The 24624-nt window shown below is 53.1% G+C and carries 20 protein-coding genes; 9 read left to right on the top strand and 11 right to left on the bottom strand.

Annotated features, from left to right (window positions below; translation table 11 throughout):
• The first annotated feature begins 4 nt into the window (after window positions 1-4).
• Window positions 5-1666, top strand: a complete 1662-nt coding sequence (locus L103DPR2_RS07275; RefSeq protein WP_055360416.1) for a phosphoethanolamine transferase — start codon at window positions 5-7, stop codon at window positions 1664-1666.
• Here L103DPR2_RS07275 and L103DPR2_RS07270 read toward each other — a convergent pair.
• Both L103DPR2_RS07270 and L103DPR2_RS07265 read right to left on the bottom strand, forming a co-directional pair.
• Entirely contained in the window at window positions 1661-2137 is a 477-nt protein-coding gene (locus L103DPR2_RS07270) for a cyanophycin metabolism-associated DUF1854 family protein (RefSeq protein WP_335337945.1), read from the bottom strand. The two genes, L103DPR2_RS07275 and L103DPR2_RS07270, sit on opposite strands and share 6 nt — an antisense overlap.
• Window positions 2134-4461 carry a cyanophycin metabolism-associated ABC transporter gene (locus L103DPR2_RS07265; protein ID WP_082466752.1) on the bottom strand — a complete coding sequence of 776 codons (2328 nt, stop codon included), beginning with the start codon at window positions 4459-4461 and terminating at the stop codon, window positions 2134-2136. The genes L103DPR2_RS07270 and L103DPR2_RS07265 overlap by 4 nt, the downstream gene beginning before the upstream one ends.
• 186 nt (window positions 4462-4647) lie before the next feature.
• Between L103DPR2_RS07265 and L103DPR2_RS07260 the strand changes: the two genes are divergently transcribed.
• Both L103DPR2_RS07260 and cphA read left to right on the top strand, forming a co-directional pair.
• A complete protein-coding gene (locus L103DPR2_RS07260) occupies window positions 4648-6825 on the top strand; it encodes a cyanophycin synthetase (protein ID WP_055360415.1) in 2178 nt (725 codons plus the stop codon).
• A gap of 59 nt (window positions 6826-6884) precedes the next feature.
• Window positions 6885-9467 (top strand): cyanophycin synthetase, encoded by a 2583-nt coding sequence (cphA, locus tag L103DPR2_RS07255; protein ID WP_055360414.1) that lies wholly within the window; start codon window positions 6885-6887, stop codon window positions 9465-9467.
• Here cphA and L103DPR2_RS07250 read toward each other — a convergent pair.
• The 5 genes from L103DPR2_RS07250 to L103DPR2_RS07230 all read right to left on the bottom strand — a co-directional run bounded on the left by L103DPR2_RS07250 (window position 9464) and on the right by L103DPR2_RS07230 (window position 15142).
• Entirely contained in the window at window positions 9464-10579 is a 1116-nt protein-coding gene (locus L103DPR2_RS07250; protein ID WP_082466751.1) for an acyltransferase family protein, read from the bottom strand. The genes cphA and L103DPR2_RS07250 overlap by 4 nt on opposite strands.
• Before the next feature lie 17 nt (window positions 10580-10596).
• Window positions 10597-11550, bottom strand: coding sequence for an NAD(P)H-dependent flavin oxidoreductase (locus tag L103DPR2_RS07245; protein ID WP_055360412.1), 954 nt, complete (start codon window positions 11548-11550; stop codon window positions 10597-10599).
• Between the two features lie 41 nt (window positions 11551-11591).
• Window positions 11592-13382, bottom strand: a complete 1791-nt coding sequence (locus L103DPR2_RS07240; RefSeq protein WP_055360411.1) for an acyl-CoA dehydrogenase — start codon at window positions 13380-13382, stop codon at window positions 11592-11594.
• Window positions 13383-13451: 69 nt separating this feature from the next.
• Window positions 13452-14384, bottom strand: coding sequence for an electron transfer flavoprotein subunit alpha/FixB family protein (locus L103DPR2_RS07235; protein ID WP_055360410.1), 933 nt, complete (start codon window positions 14382-14384; stop codon window positions 13452-13454).
• A 2-nt stretch (window positions 14385-14386) separates the two neighbouring features.
• A complete protein-coding gene (locus L103DPR2_RS07230; RefSeq protein WP_055360409.1) occupies window positions 14387-15142 on the bottom strand; it encodes an electron transfer flavoprotein subunit beta/FixA family protein in 756 nt (251 codons plus the stop codon).
• A 265-nt stretch (window positions 15143-15407) separates the two neighbouring features.
• Between L103DPR2_RS07230 and L103DPR2_RS07225 the strand changes: the two genes are divergently transcribed.
• The 4 genes from L103DPR2_RS07225 (at window position 15408) to L103DPR2_RS07210 (ending at window position 19252) form a co-directional block, all read left to right on the top strand.
• Entirely contained in the window at window positions 15408-16430 is a 1023-nt protein-coding gene (locus tag L103DPR2_RS07225) for a TRAP transporter substrate-binding protein (protein WP_055360408.1), read from the top strand.
• A gap of 91 nt (window positions 16431-16521) precedes the next feature.
• Window positions 16522-17004 (top strand): TRAP transporter small permease, encoded by a 483-nt coding sequence (locus L103DPR2_RS07220; protein WP_055360407.1) that lies wholly within the window; start codon window positions 16522-16524, stop codon window positions 17002-17004.
• Window positions 17001-18293: a TRAP transporter large permease gene (locus tag L103DPR2_RS07215; RefSeq protein WP_055360406.1), complete on the top strand. Its 1293-nt coding sequence runs from the start codon at window positions 17001-17003 to the stop codon at window positions 18291-18293. Before L103DPR2_RS07220 ends, L103DPR2_RS07215 begins: the two co-directional genes overlap by 4 nt.
• 2 nt (window positions 18294-18295) lie before the next feature.
• Window positions 18296-19252 carry an alpha/beta hydrolase gene (locus L103DPR2_RS07210; protein WP_055360405.1) on the top strand — a complete coding sequence of 319 codons (957 nt, stop codon included), beginning with the start codon at window positions 18296-18298 and terminating at the stop codon, window positions 19250-19252.
• Between the two features lie 34 nt (window positions 19253-19286).
• Here the strand turns inward: L103DPR2_RS07210 and L103DPR2_RS07205 are convergent, their stop codons facing one another.
• Entirely contained in the window at window positions 19287-20537 is a 1251-nt protein-coding gene (locus tag L103DPR2_RS07205; RefSeq protein WP_055361921.1) for a mechanosensitive ion channel family protein, read from the bottom strand.
• Window positions 20538-20573: 36 nt separating this feature from the next.
• The gene (locus L103DPR2_RS07200; protein ID WP_055360404.1) at window positions 20574-21527 is read right to left on the bottom strand and encodes a histone deacetylase family protein; all 954 of its coding nucleotides are present in this window, start codon (window positions 21525-21527) and stop codon (window positions 20574-20576) included.
• Between the two features lie 88 nt (window positions 21528-21615).
• Between L103DPR2_RS07200 and mltB the strand changes: the two genes are divergently transcribed.
• Window positions 21616-22707, top strand: a complete 1092-nt coding sequence (mltB, locus tag L103DPR2_RS07195; RefSeq protein ID WP_055360403.1) for a lytic murein transglycosylase B — start codon at window positions 21616-21618, stop codon at window positions 22705-22707.
• Window positions 22708-22718: 11 nt separating this feature from the next.
• Window positions 22719-22940: a TIGR02450 family Trp-rich protein gene (locus L103DPR2_RS07190; protein WP_055360402.1), complete on the top strand. Its 222-nt coding sequence runs from the start codon at window positions 22719-22721 to the stop codon at window positions 22938-22940.
• A gap of 22 nt (window positions 22941-22962) precedes the next feature.
• Here L103DPR2_RS07190 and L103DPR2_RS14490 read toward each other — a convergent pair whose 3' ends face one another.
• The gene (locus L103DPR2_RS14490) at window positions 22963-23214 is read right to left on the bottom strand and encodes a hypothetical protein (RefSeq protein WP_231717702.1); all 252 of its coding nucleotides are present in this window, start codon (window positions 23212-23214) and stop codon (window positions 22963-22965) included.
• Between the two features lie 341 nt (window positions 23215-23555).
• Window positions 23556-24587: an alpha-E domain-containing protein gene (locus L103DPR2_RS07180; RefSeq protein ID WP_055361919.1), complete on the bottom strand. Its 1032-nt coding sequence runs from the start codon at window positions 24585-24587 to the stop codon at window positions 23556-23558.
• Window positions 24588-24624 lie beyond the last annotated feature (37 nt).

Raw genomic sequence — 24624 nt, 5'->3', positions numbered from 1 at the left:
CCCCATGACTTCGAAACACGCCCCCACATCAGAAACGCATGTCCCATCTTGGCACCCAGTTTGGGTTGCTTTGCTCGGCAGCTTGTGGCTTGCCAGTGTTGGCAACTACGCACTTTGGCAGCAAGTGCACCAATTACCAGAAGTGACCGGCTTGAGGGGCCTGGCGTTTGCATTGGGCTTTGGCGTCATCATCACCTCCGCCCTCACCGCTGTTTTGAGTTTTCTGAACTGGCGTGGCTGGCTCAAACCTGTCCTCTCGGTTTTCTTTTTGAGCGCGGCCAGTGGCGCTTACTTCATGGTCAGTTACGGCATTGTGATCGACAGCACCATGATCACCAATGTGGTTCAGACAGACACCAAAGAAGCCTTGGATTTGCTGAATTGGCGCATGCTGATCAGTCTCTTGGTGCTGGGCATTCTGCCGTGTTGGGTGCTTTGGAAAACACCGCTTCAAGTGCTTCGCTTGCGCCAACAAATTTGGAGCAACACCCTGACGGCCGTGGTGTCGGTCGTGGTCATCGTTGCGGCTTTATTGGCCATCTTTCAAGACTTCTCCTCCATCATGCGCAACCACACACAACTGCGCTACCTGGTCAACCCCCTGAACAGTTACTACGCCATTGGCATGGTGGCGGCCAAGCCATTTCAGCGAGACAACAAAACTTTGTTGCCCATTGGCAAAGATGCCCAAATGGCCACGCCAAAGCCCAATGAAAAACCACCCCTGCTGTTGCTGGTGCTGGGAGAAACAGCGCGCATGGGCAACTTTGGTGTCAATGGCTACGAGCGGCAAACGACGCCCGCATTGGCCAAAGAAAACATCATCAGCCTCAAGGGCGTGATGTCCTGCGGCACCAGCACAGCCACGTCAGTGCCCTGCATGTTTTCTCACCTGGGCAAAGAAGATTTTGAAGCACGCAAAAATAATTACGAAAGTCTGATCGATGTCTTGCACCATGCGGGCCTGGCGGTTTTATGGATCGACAACCAATCGGGTTGCAAAGGTGTTTGTGAGCGAGTGCCCCAAGCGCTAACCAAAGAACTCAAACACCCCACTTTGTGCAAAGACGGCGAATGCTTTGACGAGATCATGCTGAACCAACTGGATGAACGAATCCAAGCCTTGCCTGCTGAGCGCCGCGCCAAAGGTGTGGTGGTGGTGATGCACCAAATGGGCAGCCATGGCCCCGCTTATTACAAACGTGTGCCAGATGCATTCAAAAAGTTTCAACCCGAATGCAAAAGCAACGCCCTGCAAGAGTGCACGCGCGAGCAGGTGGTCAATTCATTTGACAACACGATTCTCTACACCGACCACTTTTTAGGGCAAGCTATTCAATGGCTCAAAAAATCAGAAGCCACTGCAGCATCTGCCATGCTGTACGTGTCTGACCACGGCGAGTCCTTGGGTGAAAACAATTTGTACCTGCATGGTCTGCCCTACCGCGTGGCGCCCGATGTCCAAAAGCGCGTGCCTTGGATCACATGGTGGTCACCACAATTTGAAAAGCAGTTGGGCTTGTCGCGCACCTGCTTACAAAACAAGGTGCAAATGCCGCTGACACATGACAATTACTTCCACTCAGTTTTGGGACTGGTTAATGTCAGCACCGAGGTTTACCAGGCTAAGTTGGATGTGCACGCGGACTGCCGCAGCAGATCATAAGAATCGGTCAAGCAGTTTGCGAGAAAACCGGTCCATCTGGGCCAAGTCTCGAATTAAAAACTGTACGCCATGACCATCGGTTACAAGCAATACGCTGGCTGACAGTCGGCGAATGTCTTCCTCACCCTTTAACAACAAAGTGGTGGGGCCGCGATCAGTTTCAATGTCCCACGTGCTGGGTGTCACAAAACTGCTCACACCATGCAATTTCAAAATTCGCGGCATGAACTCGCGTTGCGTCATGGCCATCAACACCTTGGCACGCACACCTTCTGACAATTGATTCAGGTGCGGTATCCACAGCAATTCTTTGCCATCCACATCCACCAAAGCAACCCCCTCTTCAGGTGCCGCCACAGGGAAAGAACGCACCGCCATCACATGGTCGTGCTTTACGCCTTCGGCGCTGACATAGAACCAACGACCTGAAGGGCCTTGGTCAAATTGAATGTTCTTCAGCATGTCGCTCATGGTGTAACCGTCTCTCTCAACACAGCGCCTTCCGATTCGGCCTGTCGTTGCTGGGCTTCGTACAAGCGCCAGTAAGCGCCTTTGCTTTCGATCAGCACATCGTGTGTGCCTTCTTCCACAATGAGTCCTTTGTCCATGACCACCAAGCGATCTGCTTTTCGCAAGGTGGACAAACGGTGGGCGATGGCAATGGTGGTGCGACCGCGAACCAAATTGTCCAGCGCATTTTGAATTTCTTTTTCGGTCTCAGTGTCCACGGCCGAAGTGGCTTCGTCCAAAATCAAAATACGCGGATTGATCAGCAAAGCTCGGGCAATCGAAATGCGTTGACGCTCACCGCCCGATAAACCTTGGCCTCGCTCACCCACTAAGGAGTCGTAACCCTGCGGCATGCGCAAGATAAATTCATGGGCATGCGCTGCCCGCGCCGCAGCCACGATGTCCTCACGTGTGGCGTCGGGCAGACCATAAGCAATGTTGTCGGCTATGGTGCCAAAGAACAAGAAAGGCTCTTGCAACACCAAGCCAATGTGCCTGCGGTAATCGGCCACTTTCAGCTGCTTGATGTCCACACCATCGAGGGCGATGCTGCCCTCAGACAAATCGTAAAAGCGGCACATCAAATTGACCAAGGTGCTTTTGCCGGAACCACTGTGCCCCACCAAGCCAATCATTTCGCCAGGTTGAATGTCTAAATTCAATTGTTTGATCACAGCACGATTGCCATAGCGGAAGCTCGCATCCGTGAGGGTGATGCGCCCTTCGACTTTGGGCAAGGCAACTGGATTGACAGGCTCTGGCACACTGGACACGTGATCCAAAATTTCAAAAATGCGTTTGGCACCTGATGCGGCTTTTTGCGTGGTCGACACAATCCGACTCATGGAATCCAAGCGGGTGTAAAAGCGCCCGATGTAAGCCAAAAATGCTGTGAGCACACCCACCGTGATCTGGTCTTTGGAAACCAACCAAATGCCAAAGCCCCAGACCACCAGCAAACCAATTTCGGTCATCAGCGTGACCGTGGGCGAGAACACCGACCACACGCGGTTCAGCCGATCGTTCACTGCCAAGTTGTGTTTGTTGGCGTCGATGAAACGCTGAGCTTCGCGGTCCTCTTGTGCAAAGGCTTTGACCACGCGAATGCCAGGGATGGTATCGGCCAACACGTTGGTGACTTCAGACCACACGCGGTCGATTTTTTCAAAACCGGTTCGAAGTTTTTCGCGCACCACATGAATCAACCAACCAATGAACGGCAAGGGCAGCAAAGTCACCAGCGCCAAGGTGGGGTTGATGGAAAACAAGATGATGGCGGTCATCATGATCATCAACACATCGGTGGCAAAGTCCAGCAAGTGCAATGACAAAAACACATTGATCCGGTCAGTTTCACTGCCGATGCGGGCAATCAAATCGCCCGTGCGACGTCCGCCAAAATATTCAAGGGACAGCTTCAACAAATGCTGGTAGGTGGTCGTGCGCAAATCCGCGCCAATGCGCTCGGACACCAGCGCCAAAATGTAGGTTTTGATCCAACCCAAACCCCACGCAACCAAGGCTGAGCCCATCAGGCCCAACAAGTACCAAGATACCGTCACAGGATCGATGGGCTTGCCGTTTTGATACGGAATGAGCACATCGTCCATCAAGGGCATGGTGAGGTAGGGAGGCACCAAGGTGGCGGCTGTCGACGCCAAGGTCAGCACAAAGCCCATCAGCAGCTGCCACTGATAAGGTCTGGCAAATCGCCAAAGTTTGAAAAGCGTCCAAGTGGATGGCGGTGCCTGCTCTTTTTCAAGGCACACCGGACATTCTTCATCAGCCTCGTCCACCACGTTCTGGCATATGGGACACAAAACATGGCGCATGGCACCAACGCCAGGTTCAAGATGGCCCGTATCGTCTGTACCATGAAGCGACTTGCCTAAAAAACTGGCACTTTGGACACTTTGTTGTTGATTTTCAAAGCGCAACTTCCAACGCAGCACGGCAGCCTCAAGGCCGAGCGTGAAGCGCCAAGCAGCCAAACGACGGGCGCCTTGCTGCAGAGCCAAGGTGCCAACCCCAGCGTGATCCATCACCCGCAAGCTCAAATCGGGACTCAGCGGGTAGAAATTCCAACTTTTTTGGGCATCGTCAGTCGAGATGACCCTTTGATCGGTCAAAATAACCAGGTTTTTTTTGAACCTTAATTCAGCATTCAGGTCAACCTCTAGCCAGGCTAGGACGTTTTCACCAAGGTGAACTTGAGACAACACGCCCTCCTGCCAGAAAAAAGGCAATCCCAGCAAATCAGCGGGAGGATGGGTTTTGGAGTTCATAAGAGTTCAAACAGCAAGAGTCAACATGTGTTGGCAGCAAACAAAAACAGCAAAAGAAGCGGCCAGGACACAGCCCATGCACCTTGTTTATCAGACGATCACTGCCAGTGTTGCAACTGGCCGGTCATTGTATCCCCGGACACGAATCGCTCCGTGCCTTCGCTCAGAATCGTCAGGCCCACGGAAATGAGTTCTAAAGACATCAAATTTTTACGGATGACCCATCTCAAGGGTCCCAACATTTGGACTTACCGCCCCGTCATTGAAGCATGGATTGACATTGGCGACCTTGAAGATTGCCCTTCCAACACACTGCCTGGCTTCAACCAGCGACTTCAAGAGATGTTGCCTGGCCTGGTTGAGCACCGTTGCAGCGTTGGCGAAAGAGGTGGATTCCTTCAACGCTTGGCCGAAGGCACATGGCCCGGTCACATCATGGAACACGTGGCCCTTGAGTTGCAAAACCGCGCCGGCATGCAAACCGGATTTGGCAAAGCCCGTGAGGCGGGTCCTCGTGGCATCTACAAAGTGGTCATTCGCACGCGCAACGAAACCGTCAGCCGTGCAGCCCTCCAAGCGGCCCGCGACCTGGTCATGGCCGCCATCGAAAATCGCCCCTTCCCTGTCAAACAAGTCATCGCCGACCTCACCCAAATGGTCGATCGCTTGTGCATTGGCCCCAGCACCGCCTGCATTGTGGATGCAGCCGCCGAACGCAACATTCCAGCCATTCGCCTGAACGATGGCAACCTCGTTCAATTGGGCTACGGCGCCAACCAAAGACGCATTTGGACGGCCGAAACCGACCAGACCAGCGCCATTGCCGAGGGCGTCTCCAAAGACAAAGACCTCACCAAAAGCCTGTTGGCCAATTGCGGCGTGCCCGTCCCCGAAGGCCGAAATGTGTCTTCCCCCGCTGAGGCTTGGGAAGCCGCCCAAGACATTGGCCTGCCCGTGTGCGTCAAACCCGTTGACGGCAACCATGCCCGCGGCGTTTCACTCGAGCTGCGGACACAAGCTGAAGTTGAAGCCGCCTATCACTTGGCCGAAGCCGAAGGCAGTGACGTGCTGGTCGAGCGACACATCTTGGGCGACGAGCATCGTTTGCTGGTCGTCGGCGGCAAGGTGGTTGCAGCCAACAAAGGCGAAGTTGCCAGTGTGGTGGGCGATGGTGTTCACACCGTCGAGCAACTCATCGAAATCCAAATCAACTCCGACCCACGTCGCGGTGAAGAAGAAGATTTCCCCCTCGACACCATTCGACTCAAAGACCACACCACCGCGGTGTTGGAACTCCAACGCCAAGGTCTGACCGGCGACAGCGTGCCCGAAAAGGGACGCAATGTGTTGGTCATGCGCACCGGCAACATGGCGATGGACGTCACCGACTTGGTTCACCCGGATGTGGCTGAATTGGCTGCATTGGCTGCGCGCATCGTGGGACTTGACATTGCAGGCGTCGACTTGGTGGCCCAAGACATTTCCAAACCGATGAAAGCGCAAGGCGCCGCCATTGTGGAAGTCAACGCTGGCCCGGGCTTGTTAATGCACTTAAAACCTGCATCAGGTTCTGCTCGACCCGTGGGTCAGGCCATCGCCGCACATCTGTTTGCCGCCGACTCCGAGCCGCGCATTCCGGTGGTGGGCGTCATAGGCCAAGACAACACCACAGGCACCAGTCACCTCATTGCTTGGCTCTTGCACTTGCAAGGCATGCAAACCGGCTTGGCTTCTGCCAAAGGTCTGTTCTTGGGTCAACGCAACCTGCAAAGCCAAAGCGGCATGGCCTGGGACTCAGCGCAGCGCCTGCTGATCAATCGCTCCGTGCAAGCTGCTGTCTTCGAAACCTCGGCGCGGCATCTCTTGTCTGAAGGTCTGCCGTATGACCGCTGCCAAGTGGGTGTCATTACCTCCATGCCCAAAGCCGAAGGCCTGCAAGATTTGTACATCCAAAGCGACGAACAAATGCCCAACGTGGTTCGCACACAAATGGACGTTGTCCTGCCCCATGGCATGGCCGTCTTGAATGCGGACGATCGCGAAGTGGCCAACTTGGCTGAATATTGCGACGGCGAAATCACCTACTTTGCCAGCAGTGAAGACAATCCGCTCATCGTCCAACATCGCAGCGAAAACGGCCGCGTGGTGTTTTGGCGCAAGAACCATTTGGTTCTGGCGCAAGGCGATCAGGAAATCGAAGCGCTCAACCGCCAGCTGCCGGCCATCGACAAATTGTTCAAGAACCAGCACCTTCAGTGTATTGAAGTCTTAGCGGCATCTGCTGCGGCTTGGGCCCTTGGCATCAATACGGACTTGATCCGCGCTGGCATCAAGAGTTTCGGTCAAAGCCCCGGCGCTCACTGACCCAGGTTGGTCAGCCCCACCCCTACAAGACGACGCGCCTCAACCAGGATATTTGTTTCATGGAAGTTTCAAGAATTCGAGCTTTGCGGGGACCCAATTTATGGAGTCGTCAAACCAGCATTGAAGCCATCGTTCGCTGTGCCCCAGAAGAACGTGAAATGTTGCCTGGCAACGATTTCGAAAAAAAATTACGTCGCATTTTTCCGGCGGTTGGGCCCCTCGAAGGTACCCGCCCAGGGCATCCCGCCAGCATGGCCCATGCCCTTGAAAAAATCACCCTCAGCTTGCAAAACCAAGCAGGTTGCCCCGTCACTTTCAGCCGAACCACGGCCACCGAAGAAGATGGCGTCTTCCAAGTGGTGGTCCAGTACACCGAAGAAGCGGTAGGCCGACTGGCCCTCGACTGGGCCGAAAAACTGTGCCAAGCCGTGGAGTCGCAATCTGCTTTTGACCTTAACCAAGCGCTCGCTGAACTGCGTGATTTAGACGAAGATGTTCGATTAGGCCCCTCAACAGGCTCCATCGTTGACGCCGCAGTGCTCAAGGGCATTCCCTATCGCCGCCTCACTGAAGGCAGCATGGTGCAATTTGGTTGGGGCTCCAAGCAGCGCCGTATCCAAGCCGCTGAAACCGACACCACCAGCGCCATTGCAGAATCAATTGCCCAAGACAAAGACCTGACCAAGTCTTTGTTATTGGCCGCTGGCGTGCCAGTTCCCATCGGTCGCCCGGCCAAAGATTTAGAAGACGCCTGGTCCATTGCACAAAGCATTGGCTTGCCCGTGGTGGTCAAACCCCAAGATGGCAACCAGGGCAAAGGCGTCACAGTCAACATCACTGAGCGCGAGCTCTTCGATCAAGCCTACGAAACAGCTGCACGTTACGGTGAAGTTTTGGTTGAAAAATTTCTGCCAGGCAGCGACTATCGTTTGCTGGTGGTTGGCAACAAACTGGTGGCTGCCGCTCGCCGTGAACCGCCTCTGGTTGTGGGCGATGGTGTTCTTACAGTGCGCGAGTTGGTTGACAAAGTCAATGCAGATCCTCGCCGCGGTGATGGCCATTCCACCTCGCTCACCAAAATAAAATTTGACGACATCGCCATTGGCCGTTTGAAGTTGCAAGACCTAGAACCCAACTCCGTTCCCGAAAAAGGTCGACGCGTCATCCTTCGCAACAACGCCAATTTGTCCACAGGTGGCACTGCCACGGACGTGACCGATGATGTGCATGCAGAAGTTGCTGCACGCGCAGTGGCAGCAGCTCAAATGGTGGGCGTGGACATTTGCGGTGTTGATGTGGTCTGTGAATCTGTCTTGAAACCCCTTGAAGAGCAAAACGGCGGCATCGTTGAAGTCAACGCAGCACCTGGTTTGCGCATGCACATCAGCCCATCTTTTGGTAAGGGTCGCAATGTGGGCAAGGCGGTCATTGACCACATGTTCCCCAATGGAGACAACGGCCGTATTCCCGTCATAGCCGTCACTGGCACCAACGGCAAAACCACCACAGTTCGACTCACCGCTCACCTGCTCAAGGCCCATCAATGGCGCGTGGGCATGACGAACACCGATGGTGTCTACGTCAACGGCCGTCAAATTGACGATGGCGATTGCAGCGGCCCTCGCAGTGCCCGAAATGTCTTGATGCACCCCGATGTGGATGCTGCTGTGTTTGAAACAGCCCGGGGTGGCTTGTTGCGTGAAGGACTTGCCTTTGACCGTTGCCAAGTGGCCATCGTCACCAACATGGGTTCTGGCGATCACTTGGGTTTGAATTACATCACCACCCTCGAAGACCTGTCAGTTTTAAAGCGCGTCATTGTGCTCAATGTAGCGCCCGATGGCATGGCCGTGCTGAACGCCGCCGACCCCCATGTCGCCATGATGGCCAACATGTGCCCTGGCAATGTCACCTTCTTTGCACTCGACCCTCACAACGCAGTCATCGCAACACACCGCGCCCAGGGCAAGCGAGTGGTCTACACAGAAAACGGCCACATTGTTGCCCAACAAGGCAAAAAGTCTTTCCGCATTCCCTTGTCAGAAGTACCACTCACGCGCCAAGGTCAAATTGGTTTTCAAACTGAAAATGTCATGGCCGCTGTTGCAGCAGCTTGGGCTGTGGATGTGCCTTGGGAAACCATTGCATTGGGCTTGTCAACGTTCATCAGCGACATTCAAGGCGTCCCTGGCCGTTTCAATGTGTTTGATTACAAGGGTGCCACCTTGATTGCCGACTATGGTCACAACCCCGATGCCATTCAGGCCTTGGTTCAGGCCGTCGATAACATGCCTGCCAACAAGCGTGTGGTGGTCATCAGTGGTGCTGGTGATCGCCGCGATCAAGACATCCGCGACCAAACTCAAATCTTGGGCGCAGCGTTTGATGAAGTCATTTTGTACCAAGATGCCTGCCAACGTGGGCGCAGCGACGGTGAAGTGATTCAACTTTTGCGCGAAGGCTTGAATGGCGCTACGCGCACAACGCACGTCCAAGACATTCAAGGTGAATTCAATGCCATCGACACGGCGCTAGCGCGTTTGTCTACTGGCGATTTGTGCCTCATCCTCATTGACCAAGTTGAAGCGGCCCTCGCCTACATCCAAGGCAAGGTCAACGAAAGTCAAGCAGCAGCCGTCTAAGTTAACAGCATCACCGCAGCACAGGTCGCTGCAAAAGTGCTTGTCCACTGCAGCCATCGTTGCCAACTGGGTGCTCGCTTTTCCACGTGTGTATGCAACCACGCTCCTAACAGCAAAGACAGTGCAAACGAAGTGAGCATGCCCAGGGCATTGGCCGGCACACTTTCTGACCAGTGGGTAAACACCACGGCGCTGACCACCAAGCTCACGCCAAAGTGAATGAGAAATACTGCGTAAGACGCATTCGATAAAGCTTGAATCCATCCTGCTTTGATGCGCGGCAGCGGCCGGCAATCGGCGGCCTCATAAAGCGCCAGCAAGATGGCAACTGCCACTGCGACAGCCAGTCTAATTCTGGGTTCATACACCCACGCCACGACACCCAGCAACAAAATCAACAAAGCCAAAATGCGGTGATTGATTTTGAACCCAGACGAGCGCCAGCTGCCCACGCACAAACCCAGTCCATAGGCGCAAAAGAAATAAGTGCCCCACACCTCTCCCAAGGGGTTCAAATTCCAAACAAACAAAGAGCCCAAAGTCAAAACCATCCACATGCCAAGCGCTTTGCGTATGACCGAGCCCTGCCGAGTCATGGTCTGCCAACGATGTGCCAATGCGGCACAAAGCAAAGCCATCACGAACAACTGAAAGTCGATGGCCACATACCAAACACCTGCAGAAAAGGCTTCCACATACATCACGTCTTGCAACAGGAAAATGTGCGCCATCACCTTCGAGAGGGTTGGCGCATCTGACAAGGAGGGATGGTCAAAATACGGCCGTACCAAGGCAGTCACGGCCACCGTGAAACTCAATGCCGCCAACAAAGGAATGACCAAGCGCTGGTAGCGCATGCCTACGCGAGAAAAGATCTCAAACTCGGCTTGGGTCAATGCACGAATCCAGGACTTTGCATTCAAATAGCCGCCCACCACCAAGAACACTTCCACCGCCAGCAAGCCGTAGTCAAACAGCATGCCGATGAAGTCAGGGGCTGATTGGTAGACCACATCGGACATTGGCCCGTATAGAGCGAGGTGGTGCCACACAATTAACACGCACGCAAAGGCCTTGAAGAGGTCAACGACCTCCGAACGCTGAGACTTCACGAAAACCTTGTAGAAATTCAGAGTGACAAGCGTGCACGCGCAGCGGCGTACTCTTGCTTCAACTTGGCCACCCGTTCAGCCGTGCTGACGATGGCATTGATGGCACCAATGCCTTGGCCGCATCCCCAAATGTCTTTCCAGGCTTTTTTGGCATCACCACCAAAGTTCATGGCGGATGGATCGGACACGGGCAAATTGGCAGGGTCTAAGCCAGCTGCTTTGATGGATGGCGCCAGGTAGTTACCGTGCACACCCGTGAAGAGATTGCTGTAAACGATGTCGTCAGAGTTGCAATCAACGATAGCCTGTTTGTAGCCCTCTGCAGCACGTGCTTCGTGCGTTGCAATGAATGCCGAGCCAATGTATGCAAAGTCAGCACCCATAGCTTGTGCTGACAAAACAGCATCACCCGTGGCAATGGAGCCCGACAATGCAACAGGGCCGTCAAACCATTGGCGAATCTCTTGAATCAAGGCGAATGGGCTTTTCTCACCGGCGTGGCCTCCAGCACCGGCCGCAACAGCGATCAAACCATCTGCGCCTTTTTCAATTGCTTTGTGTGCAAACTTGTTGTTGATGATGTCGTGCAATACCACGCCACCATAACTGTGTGCAGCTTGGTTGATGTCTTCGCGCGCACCCAATGAGGTGATGATGATTGGCACTTTGTATTTCACACACAAGGCCATGTCGTGTTCCAAGCGGTCGTTGCTCTTGTGAACAATTTGATTGATGGCAAAGGGAGCTGCCGGCTGATCGGGGTTGGCTTTGTTGTAAGCGGCCAGCGTTTCTGTGATTTCAATCAACCACTCTTCCAATTGCGCTGCAGGCCTTGCATTCAAAGCCGGCATTGAGCCCACCACACCCGCCTTGCACTGCTCAATGACCAGCTTGGGGTTGCTGATGATGAACAAAGGTGACGCAATCACCGGAAAAGGGAGATTGGCCAATACAGCGGGTAATTTAGACATGAAGTCTCCAGTCGATGAATGTTTCGATGAAAAGCCGAATTTTAGAAAGCTTCTAAGGAAAGCTCTGTCACGCACTTTGCACCTTCCACGATACTGTCGCGCACGCCTGGGGCACGGCTAAGCAAGTGGTCGGCATAGAAGCGTGCTGTCGTGACTTTGGCGTCCATGAAGGCTTTATCTTGGCCCTGTGCGCTTTGCGACAAGGCCACCAAAAGGGCACGGCCCATTTGCCAGCCCGCCATCAAGTTACCTGTCAGCATGAGGTAGGGCACGCTGCCAGCATACACATCATTGGGTTGGGCTTTGGCGTTGCCGGCCACAAAATTGACCACATCCAAAAACGCCAAGCGAGCCGCCTTCAAACGGCGACCCACTGCTTGTGCGTCGGCATTGGCATTCGACAAGAGTTCATTTTCTGTTTGCTCAACTTGGCCGGCCAAGGCCTTGGCTGTTTGTCCGCCATCGCGCGCCGTTTTACGACCCACCAAATCATTCGCTTGAATGGCTGTGGTGCCTTCATAGATGGTCAAAATTTTGGCGTCGCGGTAGTACTGAGCAGCACCTGTTTCTTCAATGAAGCCCATACCGCCATGGACCTGCACGCCCAGCGATGTCACTTCCAAGCTCATCTCGGTGCTGTAGCCTTTGACCAAAGGCACCATGAACTCATAGAACAAGGCATTTTGTTTGCGCACTTCAGCATCGGGGTGGTGATGGGCCGCGTCGTAAGCGGCAGCAGCCACGGTGGCCAAAGCACGGCATCCCTCGGTGCTGGCACGCATGGTCATGAGCATGCGCTTGACATCGGGGTGATGAATGATGGGCGCAGAAGTGTTCATGCTGCCATCGACAGGACGACTTTGCACGCGGTCTTTGGCGTACTGCACAGCTTTTTGATAGGCTCGCTCGGCAATGGCAATGCCCTGAACACCCACAGCATAGCGCGCCGCATTCATCATGATGAACATGTACTCGAGGCCACGGTTTTCTTCGCCAACCAGGTAGCCAATCGCGCCACCGTTGTCGCCGTATTGAAGCACTGCGGTAGGGCTGGCCTTGATGCCCATCTTGTGTTCAATGCTGACGCAATGGACGTCGTTGCGATCACCCAAGCTACCATCAGGCTTGACCATGAACTTAGGGACCACAAACAAGCTGATGCCCTTCACACCTTCGGGTGCACCTTGCACACGGGCCAACACCAAGTGCACGATGTTCTCGGCCATGTCATGTTCACCATAGGTGATGTAGATTTTGGTGCCAAACACTTTGAAGGTGCCGTCGGGCAATGGCTCTGCACGTGTGCGAACCAAGGCCAAGTCAGAACCGGCTTGCGGTTCTGTCAGATTCATGGTGCCTGTCCATTCACCCGAAATCAATTTTTCAAGGTAGATGTTTTTCAATTCATCAGAGCCAGCCGTCAACAAAGCTTCAATGGCACCGTCAGTAAGCAAGGGGCACAACGCAAAGCTCATATTGGCCGAATTGAGCATTTCACCGCATGCAGCACCGATGGTTTTAGGCAAACCCTGACCACCAAAATCTGTGGGGTGCTGCAAACCTTGCCAACCGCCTTCACCGTACTGCTTGAAGGCGTCTTTGAAACCTGGCGTGGTTTTCACTTCACCGTTGGCGAATGCGGATGGGTTTTTGTCACCTTCCCAATTCAGGGGGGCCAGTACTTCTTGGTTTAACTTGGCGCACTCTTCCAATACAGCTTGTGCGGTTTCCAAACCAGCGTCTTCAAAACCAGGCATTTGAGACACTTGGTCAATTCGGGCCAAGTGTTCAATGTTGAAAAGCATGTCTTTCAGGGGGGCAACGTAACTCATCTCATTCTCCGTACAAAAGAAAGGCACCACAAAGGATGCCTTTCAAAATCAAAAGTCAAATCATTCGCTTCACAGCGCGTTGGTCAGTTCAGGCACTGCCGCAAACAGATCAGCTTCTAAGCCATAGTCCGCAACGCTGAAGATAGGCGCTTCGGGATCTTTGTTGATGGCCACAATGACCTTGCTGTCTTTCATGCCTGCCAAGTGCTGAATGGCACCCGAGATGCCGCAAGCCACATACAACTGAGGGGCCACAATCTTGCCGGTTTGGCCCACTTGCCAATCGTTAGGCGCATAACCTGCATCGACGGCTGCGCGGCTGGCGCCCATCGCTGCGCCCAACTTGTCGGCCAAGGGTGTCATCACTTCGGCAAACTTTTCTGCGCTGCCCAATGCACGGCCACCCGACACAATGATCTTGGCCGCCGTGAGTTCAGGACGATCGTTCTTGGCAATCTCACTGCCCTTGAACACGCTCTTGCCGCTGTCGGTTGTAGCTGCTACAGATTCAACAGAAGCAGAACCACCCGTGGCTGCTGCCGCATCAAAACCAGTTGTGCGCACAGTCAACACTTTGACGGCATCTTTGCTCTGCACGGTGGCAATGGCGTTGCCAGCGTAAATGGGTCGCTCGAAGGTGTCAGCAGACACCACCAAAGTGACGTCGCTCAATTGCGCCACATCCAACTTGGCTGCCACGCGGGGCGCCACGTTTTTGCCGCTGGCAGTGGCAGGGAACAAGATGTGTGAGTAGTTGCCCGCAATGGCCAACACTTGAGCTGCCACGTTCTCGGCCAAGCCATGGGCCAGACCTTCTGCGTCAGCGTGAATCACTTTGGAAACGCCTGCAATTTGGGCAGCAGCTTGCGCGGCTGCGCCGGCGTTGTGACCGGCCACCAAAACGTGCACATCACCACCACAAGCCACAGCGGCTGTGATGGTGTTCAAAGTTGCACCCTTGATGGATGCGTTGTCGTGTTCTGCAATAACCAATGAAGCCATGATTAAATTACCTTCGCTGTGTTCTTCAACTTATCAACCAATGTCGCCACATCGGGCACCTTGATACCGGCAGAGCGCTTAGGTGGCTCAGATACTTTGAGAGTTGTGATGCGTGGTGCGACATCTACTCCCAAGTCTTCAGGCTTGAACGTGTCGAGTTGTTTTTTCTTCGCCTTCATGATGTTGGGCAACGTCACATAACGTGGCTCGTTCAAACGCAAGTCGGTGGTGATCACTGCAGGCATGGACAAAGACAAAACTTCCAAGCCGCCATCCACTTCGCGTGTCACTTGCGCTTTGCCGTCCACTACTTCCACTTTGGAAGCAAAAGTAGCTTGGGGCAAGTCAGCCAATGCGGCCAACATTTGACCTGTTTGGTTGCAATCATCGTCAATGGCTTGTTTGCCCAAGATGATCAAACCAGGTTGTTCTTTATCGACCAAGGCTTTGAGCAACTTGGCAACCGCCAAGGGTTGCAATTCGAGTTCGGCGGGTGTTTCCACCAAGATGCCGCGATCGGCGCCAATGGCCATTGCTGTGCGCAAGGTTTCTTGGCACTGAGTCACGCCGCAAGACACTGCGATCACTTCTGTAGCAATGCCCTTTTCTTTCAAGCGCACAGCTTCTTCCACTGCGATCTCGTCAAACGGGTTCATGCTCATTTTGACGTTGGCGATGTCTACGCCAGTACCGTCAGATTTGACGCGCACTTTCACGTTGTAGTCGACAACCCTTTTGACGGGAACAAGAATTTTCATTGCCAAATCTCCAAGATAAAAACAGGCTCGCTAACGCAATTTGCTTGATTGACGTTAACGTAAACGTCAATTGTGCCCGAATCTTGGATTTTCTCAAGACCCCAGCCCAAAAAAGCACGATCGTTCGAATTTTATATCAGGGATGCAATCGCCGAAGCCCCTAAAACCTCGGGAATTCACCGACCAATCGGTAGGCTAATCAGGATTAATATCATCCTTCTTAAACAATCGGCTTTGCGATTGAATTTTTTATTGGAGATCTCGGATGAAAAAAACTTTGATGGCCATGACAGCGGCGACACTCGTCGGCTTCAGCGGCTTGGCACAGGCACAAACAGTTTTGACCGTTTCCAGCTGGGTCCCACCCACTCACGGTCTTTCGGTCTCCCAAAAAGAATGGTGTGATGACCTGGCAAGCAAAACCTCCAATCGGGTTCGTTGCAACATCCTTCCCCGTGCCGTCACCCCAGCACCCGGCACGTTCGATGCTGTCAAAAACGGCTTGGTCGATGTTTCATTCACCGTGCACGGTTACACACCGGGTCGTTTTGTGCTCTCACAAATGGCCGAATTCCCCTTCCTCGGTGACCGTGCAGAGCCCCTGTCTGTGGCTTTCAACCGAGTCGCTAGCAAGTACCCAGAGTTTGCCGCAGAACACCAAGGCGTGAAGGTCTTGGGCTACTTCACACATGGCCCAGGCATCGTGTTCAACACCAAAAAACCCATCACGCGCGTTGAAGACCTCCCTGGCCTCAAATTCCGTGTGGGTGGTGGCATGGTCAACGAGATTTCCAAAACGCTCGACATGAACGTCACGCTCAAACCTGCGCCTGATTCATATGAGCTGTTGTCCAGCGGCGTGATGGACGGCACTTTGTTCCCAGCAGAGTCAACAGACTCCTTCAAAATTGACAAGATCATCAAGTTTGCCACTCAATTTCCTGGCGGTCTGTACAACACCAGCTTCGTTTTCATGATGAACCCGGCCAAGTACAACGCCCTTTCTGCTGAAGACAAGAAAGTGGTTGATGAGTTGTCGGGTGAGGCCGTCGCAAGTCGCTTTGGTAAGGCTTGGGATCGTGTGGACGATCTAGCTTTAGCGAACATGCAAAAAAATGGCGTTAAAGTCATCAAGGCAGACAACTTCTTTGTTCGAGATGTCAATGCACGCACCATCAAGCTGGAACGTGATTGGGCTCAAGCGGCCAAAGCCAAGGGTTTGAAAGATCCTTCAGGTACATTGTCTGAGTTCCGCGCTGAAATCGCAAAGCTGCAAAAGCAAAAGTGATTTGAGCTTTCCTAGGGCGAAAGCCCCAGGAAATGAAAGTATCAGCGGTATTTGCTCTCTCAGCAAATACCGCTTTTTTGATGGGTCGACTTTGAAAAAACTACTTGAACTTTTGTGTGGCACGATCGCTGGTGCCGCTTTGTTCGGCATTATGTTGCTGACATTTTTTGATGTCTCTGGTCGGAAATTTCTATCGCATTCGATCACTGGCTCTTTGGAGTTGACCGAGTTACTCATGGTCGTTGTTATTTTTGCAGCACTTCCTTTGGTTTCTCTCAAAGGTGAACACGTGGTGTTCGATTCCTTGGATGCATTTTTACCTGCTTGGGTTCGAAAGATTCAACAAGCGCTGATTCACATTGTCTCTGCAGCTTTGCTCATTGGCTTGGCTTATTTGATGTGGAAAACCGGCGGTGAATTTGCCATCACGGGTGAAACGACTGCCCAACTCAAAATCACCAAAGCCCCCTTCATTCAGGGCATGGGCTTGTTGTGTGGTCTAACGGGTTTGGTGCATCTGGTCAAAGCTTTTTTGCCCATCGATGAAAACGCCTCAGAAGGAGGCACCGTATGACAGCCGCCTTGCTTGGTTTCTTGGCCATCTTCGTTTTGGCCCTCATGCGCATGCCCTTGGCATTTTCGATGGGGCTGGTCGGCATTGTGGGCATCGGTTTAACTCGCGGCTGGATGCCGGCCTTGGCCAGCACAGCACAGGTGGTTCACGAGACTGGATTTGCCTATACCTTGTCGGTCATTCCACTGTTCATCTTGATGGGCAATTTTGTGGCGCGGGCAGGCTTAGCACATGAGCTGTTTCATGCGGCTTACACCTTCATTGGTCATCGCCGAGGCGGTCTGGCCCATGCCACCATTGCCGCATGTGCAGGCTTTGGCGCCATCTGCGGCTCCTCCATCGCAACAGCCGCCACCATGGGCAAAGTGGCTTACCCGTCCATGAAAAAATTGGGTTACAGCGATGCGATGTCGACTGGTGTGATCGCCGCAGGCGGCACCTTGGGCATCATGATTCCGCCCTCCACCATTCTGGTGATCTACGGCATCATCACCGAAACCCACATTGGCAAGTTGTTTGCCGCAGGTGTTTTGCCTGGGATTTTGACGGCGATCCTCATGATGATGGCGGTCGTTTTGATGACTTGGCACAACCCTGAACACGCGCCTGCAGGCGAAAAATTCAGCTGGACAGAACGCTTACAAGCCGTCCGCGGTATTTGGGGTGTCTTGGTTTTGGTGATCCTGGTGCTGGGTGGTATTTACGGCGGCTTCTTTACCGCCACCGAAGGTGCTGGCATGGGTGCCACGGGCGCATTCCTTTTTGCACTGGCCCGCAGAGCACTCAGCTGGAAAGCACTGATGGAGGTTTTGGTCGAATCAGCTCGCACCACGGCCATGCTCTTCACATTGCTGATTTCGGCCACAATTTTTGCAAATTTCGTCAACTACACCAGCTTGCCGTTTGAGCTCAAAGAGTGGATCACGCACTTAGGCTTGTCGCCCATCATGGTGGTGGCAGCGATGATGTTCATCTATGTTGTTCTTGGAACGGTGATGGAAGAGCTGACCATGGTCTTGTTGACCATTCCACTGTTTTTCCCCATCGTGGTGCAATTGGGTTTTGACCCTGTTTGGTTTGGTGTGCTGATTGTGATGGTGATTCAAATTGGTTTGATTTCCCCACCCGTTGGCATGAACCTGTTTGTGCTTAACGCCTTGTTGCCCAAAGTTGGCTTGAATGCCATCTTCCGCGGCGTTTGGCCGATGGTGCTGGTCTTGGTGATCACGCTGGGCATTTTGCTGGCCTTTCCAAGCATCAGCTTGTGGTTACCTTCCATGATGGATTGATCATGCTAGACCCTCAAGCACAAGCTCTCATGCAACTCATGGTTGAAAAAGGTGTTCCACCGGTGAACACCATGACGCCGGCCGAAGCACGAGCGTCTTACCGATCTCGCCGCACCTTCACACAGCCTGATGCACCAGAAGTTTTCAAAGTTGAAGACCGCGTGGTCTCTGCCAATGGCGTGAATGTGCCTGTGCGGGTTTACCACCCGCATGCCGCCCAAACAGAGCATGCCCTGCCCGGCTTGGTCTACATCCACGGTGGTGGCTGGACCATCGGTGATCTCGACACGCACGATGTGTTGTGCCGCAGTTTGTGCCTTCAAGCCAAGGTGGTGGTGGTATCGGTTGACTATCGCATGGGGCCCGAACACAAATTCCCTGCGGCCTACGACGACACAGTGGCCGCTTTCAACTGGACTGTGGCGCATGCCAAAGAGTTGGGCATCGACCCAGCACGCATTGCCATCGGTGGCGACAGCGCTGGCGGCAACTTGTCTGCCGCTGCCTGTATCGGACTGCGTGATCAAAAGGGTTTGTCAGTTCAACCCGCATTTCAATTGTTGATCTATCCCGCCACCATCATGTGGCCAGACACCGCGTCCTATCACGCCAATGGCAAGGGGTACATGCTGACCAAAGAGTCCATTGCGTACTACACCGAAAATTATTTGCGCAATCGTGAAGATGCCAAAGACTGGCGCGCCTCTCCTCAATTGGCCAGCAGCCATGCAGGCCTGCCACCCGCCTTTGTCATGACGGCTGGTTTTGATCCATTGCGCGATGAAGGTTTGATGTATGCCGATGCGCTGTCTCAAGCTGGCGTGCCTGCGCAGTACATTTGCTTTGAACGTCAAATTCACGGCTTCATTACCATGGGCCGCGTGATGCAAGAGGCCAACACGGCTGTGGCTTTGTGCGCACAAGTACTCCAAGCGCAATTGCACAACAGCCCGCGCTAAGACTTCAAGCAACTCGCTTCAAAGACCCTTCCCTTTAGCCTGCACGCGTGTGCACAACGCGTTGCGGGTAAGGAATTTCAATGCCATGGGCATTGAGAAGTTTCAAGATGCTGAGGTTGATTTCAGACTTCAATGTGAGCAAACCCGATTGTTGCTCGTCAACCCAATAGTGCGCACCAAATTCCAGCCCATCGGCCGCAAATGACGTCAAGGTCACAAAGGGCGCAGGCTCTTTCAGAACGCGCATTTGCAATTCACAGGCTTGCGTGAGCAATCGCATCACCAAGTCAACATCGCTGCCATAAGCCACCAACACCGAGGTGCTTTGAAGCACCCGAGAATCGGCCAAGGACAAGTTCTCAACGCGGCTGTTGATGAGCATTTCATTGGGCACAATCGATTCGCGCCCCGTGGGCGCACGGATGACGGTATAGCGTGCTTTGATGTCGGTCACGCGTCCTTCAAACCCATCCAACTTGACGCTGTCGCCAATTCGCATGCTGCGCTCGGCCAAAATCACAAAGCCACTGACGTAGTTGGCAGCCAACTTTTGCAAACCAAAGCCAATGCCCACGCCCACTGCACCGCCTAAAACAGACAAAGCTGTCAGGTCGATGCCAACTGCGGACAAGGACACCATCAGACCCACGAACATCAACAGTGACGTCACCGCATTGCTGACGGCTTTGCGCAATGACAATTCACTGCCCGTTGAAGTTCGCAACAAACGCGACTCGATGGCCGAGGACACCCACAGCGTGAGCAACATGACCAATCCTGCTGTCAAACCGCCTTCAATGAGGGTGCGCACAGACAAATGCGAGGATCCTACCTTCCATTGGATGAGATCGAGCTCTTCAAGCACCATGGGCAACAAACCTGTCAACCACAGCACCACTGCACCCCAGGCTAACCAAGACAAGCTTCGCTCGACTGGTCTAACCCAGGCTGCATCTTTGAAAGCCGCCTGCAAAACTTTGACGCCCAAGCGAATGGCCGCCAAGGACACACAAACAGGCAGCAAAAAATCAAACAACCACAAAGGATGTGACTTGGCCCATATTGAACGGGAGGCGAACACCAAACCTAAGAGCAAACTGGGAAACAAAACGCCGTCGACCAATTGGCGTCCCAACAGGACCCTCAATTCCCACTGGAGGGTGGCACGGCGCAACGCCCAAACCAGGGACAGCGCCACGCCAACACAGGCAGCAAACAGCAACAACTCTTGCAAGGCTTCAAACGAGTTCAATCGGCCCCACCACAACTGTGGGTCGTTCATCATCAAAGGGACTTGGGACACAGGCTGGTCTTTCTAGATTTAAACATCGGCCAACACACGAATGTGCGCTTCGACACTGCGCGCCAAAGCGCTGAGGCTATAGCCACCCTCTAAACAACTGACAATGCGGCCTTTGGCGTGCTTGATCGCCACATCTTTGATGCGCTGTGTGATCCACACGTAATCTTGTTCGACCAAACCCAACTGTCCCATGTCGTCTTCGCGGTGGGCATCAAATCCAGCGCTGATGAAAATCAACTCTGGTTTGTGTTCTTCTAGGCGTGGCATCCAAATCATGTCGATCAACTCACGAATGTCCATGCCTTTGGTGTAGGCGGGTACCGGCAAGTTGACCAAGTTGGCGTCGCTCTTGCGGGCGCCACCTTCAGGATAAAAAGGATGCTGGTAAAAACTCACCATCAGGATGCGATCGTCGCCAGCCACGATGTCTTCGGTGCCATTGCCATGGTGCACATCAAAGTCAACAATGGCCACGCGGCTTAAACCATGGCGCTCCAGTGCATATTTGGCAGCAATGGCCACATTGTTGAAAAAACAAAAGCCCATGGCCTTGTCATGGCATGCGTGGTGCCCTGGTGGCCGCGTGGCGCAAAAAGCATTTTCAAGTTCACCCGCCATCACGGCATCGGTGGCTTCCAATGCGGCGCCAGCAGACCGAAGTGCCGCTTTCCAAGTATGACTGTTGATAGAGGTATCAGGGTCTAAGGCACTGTGAGTAGGACCACCAGCAGCCATGTCTTCAATCAAAGCATCGCTTAAACCCCGCAATGAGGCCACGTACATCCGGCCATGGGCCAACTCAATGTCCGTTAAAGATGCCAGTGCAGGCTCTCTTCGGGTTAGGGCGTGGTCCAAGCCCGTGATGAGCAATCTGTCTTCAATCGCGTCCAAGCGCTGTGGACATTCAGGATGGCCCTCACCCATTTCGTGAAGTCGACAATCTGCGTGTGTGAAATAACCTGTAGCGCCCATGGGTAACTTTGCAAAATGCGGAATCATTTTCCTAAGGATTCCAGCTTATCACGACACCCCGTGCGCCTACAAAGGCTAAACTCAAGAGATGCGCATTTTGTCGACCCTTTTAGCTCTGCTGCTCTTGAGTTGTTCTTTGGCTGTGCAAGCCTCAGACACCAAGAAAAAACCCAAATCCAAATCGCCCAAAGCCACCGCGACCAGCCCTGCGGCCGGCCCCACCTACACCAAACGTCAAGATGTGAATGAGTGGGCCGAGCAAATGGCGAAATCTAGCCAACTTGATGTCAAATGGGTCAAAGCTCAATTGGCCCAAGCGCGTTTCATTCCCAGCATCCCCAAGTTGATTTTGCCGCCCACCCAAATCAGCAAGAAAAACTGGAATGCCTATCAAGCTCGCTTCATTGAACCCAAACGAATTCAGGCAGGTGTGCAGTTTTGGAAAGAAAACCAGAGCACCTTAGATCGCGCAGAACAGACCTTTGGGGTTCCACCTTGGTTGGTGGTGGGCATCATCGGTGTTGAAACTTTCTATGGCCAACACACAGGCAATTTTCGAACACTGGATGCCCTGAGCACATTGACCTTTGACTTTCCCAAAGAGCACCCACGTGCCACAGAACGTCAGGCATTTTTCTCCAAAGAACTGGCGCAGTTTTTATTGCTTGCGCACAAAGAAAAGGTCAAACCCAGCAGCATCAAGGGCAGTTATGCCGGTGCTTTGGGCTTGCCTCAATTCATGCCTTCCAGCTGGGCTAAGTTTGCTGTTGATTTTGATGGCGACCAACACATCGATTTGTTCGCCAACAAGGTGGATGTCATTGGCTCAGTGGCCAACTACTTCAAAGCATTCCAATGGCAAAGTGGCATGCCAACCCACTACCCCGTAACTTTCAATCGAGAATTGTTAGACATGGACGCACTGATGGCGCCCGACATTTTGCCAAGCTTCAGCATCGCCAACTTTGTGGCCAAAGGCGCTGTCATTGACGGCGAAGCGCTTGCACACAAAGGCCCGCTGGCATTGATTGAATTGCTGAATGGGGATGACCCGCCCAGTTATGTGGCTGGCACCGAAAATTTCTACGCCATCACACGCTACAACTGGAGCAGTTATTACGCGATGGCTGTGATTGAGTTGGGGCAAGCAGTGGAAAACAAGATCAAAGCCAAACCTTGAGCGGGTGCGCTATGAATCCTCTTAACCCCAAAAAATTAAATCTGACAAAGTGGACAGCCGTCAAACCTGTCGCCAAACAAAAACACTTTTTAGTTAGCAAAGTCATTCAACCTGAGTTGCCCAACGCGCCCATTGAATTTGTAGAAATAGAGTCTGTTTTCTCTAAGGCCACTCAGATCATTCCATGGCGGGAATTACAAAACGATGAGGTATGGCGGCAAGGTTGGGTCTGACCCAAAGGATACGGCAAGCAGGTTAGACATGATCCAATGAAATGAGGTTGGACCATTGCAATCTGGTATCAGCTTCATAATCCGCTATTAACCAAGCCCTAGACTTGTTATCAGCCATGTCGTTCAAAAATTCGCACAACACGCTGATAGATGCCTGATCCAAAGCCGCAAACGGCTGATCAAGACAAGTGATCATTGAACCGCTGGCCAACAATGCCAGCAAACCAACCTTGCGACGGCTACCAGCTGAAAGCATGTCTAAGCGCTTGGCCACATGCACCCTCATGCCTAGCGCCTCGCACAAATCAAGGCACAAAGCTTCATTCCAATGAGGACATTGATGACGCCAATGTGCCCATACATCTAAGGGTGTCTGTGAGTTGCAGCCGGGTAATTTAAGGTCAAGCCAAAAGGCATCCGAATGGGACTCGGACAACAGGCTCAGCAAACGGGTTTTACCGCTTCCTTCATCGCCAGTCACTGCATTCAAGCCCGCGGCAATGCACAGTCCCTCGAACTCGGCAACAACATGGGCTGATGTTTTCAGTAATTTTTGAACTGGCATGTTCCCATGTTACCAAGCCTGCAGAATGGAGCTCGTATTCTGAAAGATTTTCAGCCCACCTGTGGCATCAAAAACTCGCGACTGATTCTGCCGCCCAACACATTGACGCGCTCCAAGAACTGCGTGAGATAAGCATGCAGACCCGTGGCCAAAATTTCATCAATTCGGCCATAGGCCAAATCTGCACGCAATTTGCCGGCATGGCGCAAAGTTTCGCTTTGCATGTTGTCGGTCACTGCTTCTAAATTGTTCACCACCTCGTTCAAGCTGGCGTGCAAAGAACGCGGCATGTCGGGTCGCAAAATAAGCAGTTCCGCAACACGGTCAGGGCGAATCACATCGCGGTAGACCTTGCGATAAATTTCAAAGCCACTGACACTGCGCAAGATGGCGCTCCAGTGATAGAAGTCAAACTCTTGCGAGCCATCCAAGCCCGCTTCGGGTGCAAGCGTTTGTGATTGGGTTGAATTGGAGGTGATGGGCGTAAGCATGGACGCAACTGGCAATGCACCAAATCGATCGTTTTGTCCCGCATGAAACTTCACATCCACCAAACGCGCCGTGTTGTCGGCACGCTCTAAGAAGGTCCCCAAGCGCATAAAGTGCAAGGACTCGTCCATCAGCATGGTGCCCACGGTGACGCCACGCGACAAATGAGATCTGAACTTCACCCATTCGAAAAATTTACCTGGATCAGCATCAAATTCGCCAGAGCGAATCATGCGGTTCACTTCCAGCCAGGTTTGGTTTTGCGTCTCCCACACTTCGGTGGTCAGTGCACCTCGAACAGCCCTGGCGTTTTCACGTGCTGCGCGCAAGCATGAAATGATTGACGACGGGTTGTTGGGGTCCATCACCATGAACTGCATCACATGGTGCGGTGTGACCTCACCATGCAGCTGGGTATAGGCAGGCAACAATTCACTGATCGACAACAAACCTTCCCAACCGGCTTGCACCGTGGCACTGGACTGTGGCAACAAGGAAGTTTCATAGCTCACATTCAACATGCGAGCGGTGTTTTCGGCGCGCTCGGTGTAGCGCGACATCCAAAACAAGTGATCTGCAGTACGGCTTAGCATGGTGCTTCTTTCAAATTCTTGATGGGTGCGCAATGGC

Origin of the sequence: Limnohabitans sp. 103DPR2, assembly GCF_001412575.1 — a bacterium.
In the GTDB taxonomy this organism is placed as follows: domain Bacteria; phylum Pseudomonadota; class Gammaproteobacteria; order Burkholderiales; family Burkholderiaceae_C; genus Limnohabitans_A.
Note: the sequence above shows the minus strand (reverse complement) of the source record. Positions and strands in the feature narration are given on the sequence as shown.